Origin of the sequence: Curtobacterium sp. B8 (assembly GCF_000333315.1) — a bacterium.
Taxonomy (GTDB): Bacteria; Actinomycetota; Actinomycetes; order Actinomycetales; family Microbacteriaceae; genus Curtobacterium; species Curtobacterium luteum.
The window spans coordinates 1-1,275 of the sequence record NZ_BACW01000658.1 but is presented as its reverse complement, the minus strand read 5'-3'; the positions used below and the strand labels follow the sequence as shown (position 1 = coordinate 1,275).

Below are 1,275 nucleotides of genomic sequence, written 5' to 3'. Positions count from 1 at the left end.
CCGCCTGCGGTTCGTCCTCGTGAAGTACGTCGGCACGGTGGCGTTCGCCCTCGCCGCGACGCTCCTCATCGTCCTCGTCGGAGCGGCGATCGGGGCGCTGCTGTTCCCGATCGGCCCGGTGACCCTGCTGTCGGGCACCCAGGTCGGCGGGTGGTCGTACGCGGGCCGGGCGCTGTTGCTCGCGCTGTACGTCGCGATGTCGATGCTCGGGCTCGCGGCGATCGGGTTGTTCACCTCGACGCTGACGAACGTCCCGGTCGGGGCGATGGCCGCGACGGTCGTGCTCGCCGGGGCGTCGCAGGTGCTCGACCAGCTCCCGCAGCTCGACTGGCTGCACCCGTACCTGTTCTCGCACCAGTGGCTCGGCTTCGGCGACCTGCTGCGGGACCCGATCTCGTTCGACTCGTTCGGCGCGAACGCGCTGCTGCAGCTCGGGTACGTCGTCGTGTTCGGCGCGCTGGCGTACAGCCGGTTCGCGACGAAGGACGTGCTCAGCTAGTCGCCGAGCACGTCCTCCGCGAAGGGGTTCAGCCGGCGTCGGCGGTCTGGGGCCGGCGGACCGGATCGCGCAGGTCACGGTTCTTCTCGGACCGGTACCAGTCCATCCGCGCACCCGTCTCGACGGTCTGCATCCCGATGACGACCTTGCCCCGGGACTGCATCTGCGCGAGGTCCTCGTACGCGTCCACGATGTACTCGAACGGGTAGAAGCCGGAGATGAGCACCTGCACCCGACGGTCCTGTACGGCCTTCGTGAGCATCGTGAGCAGTTCGCGGGCCTCGTCGTCCTCGGCGGGGGCGCGGAGGAACCGGAGTTCGACGTCGCGACGTTCTTCCGACGACACGAACCGGTCGGCGGGAATGCCCAGGCGTTCGGAGAGGTGCTCGGCATCGGACTCGCCGTGGTTGTCGATGAACGCGGTGATCTCCCGACCGTCCGCGATCTCGCGGATGCGCTGTTCCTCGCCCTCGCCGTACACGACCGGCAGCGTGCCGATCTGGCGGAGGTAGTCGTGGTTCCGGGCGCTGCCGAGGGCGATCACCGTGGCTCCCGCGTCGTGGGCGAGCTGGCACTGGATGTGCCCGACCCCGCCCGCTGCGGCGCTGATCACCACCGTGTCCTGCGGGCCGAGCCGCAGTCCGCGCACGATCGTCGCCGCGGTGCAGCCAGCGAGGTAGAGCCCTCCGGCGACCTCCCACCCGACGAGCTCCGGCTTCTTGATCACCGCACCGCGAGGGACCCTGACCCAGTTCGCGTGCGCCCCGCCGGTCGGG

1 protein-coding gene and 1 pseudogene are annotated in these 1,275 nt (G+C 70.3%); one reads left to right on the top strand and one right to left on the bottom strand.

The annotated features are described in order from the left end of the window. Positions 1-499 (top strand): annotated as a pseudogene (locus I59_RS17575) (ABC transporter permease); the annotation flags it as partial. 28 nt (positions 500-527) lie between these two features. Here I59_RS17575 and I59_RS17570 read toward each other — a convergent pair. Next, the coding region (locus I59_RS17570; RefSeq protein ID WP_022904986.1) for a zinc-binding dehydrogenase at positions 528-1,275 on the bottom strand (748 nt) is incomplete at its 5' end.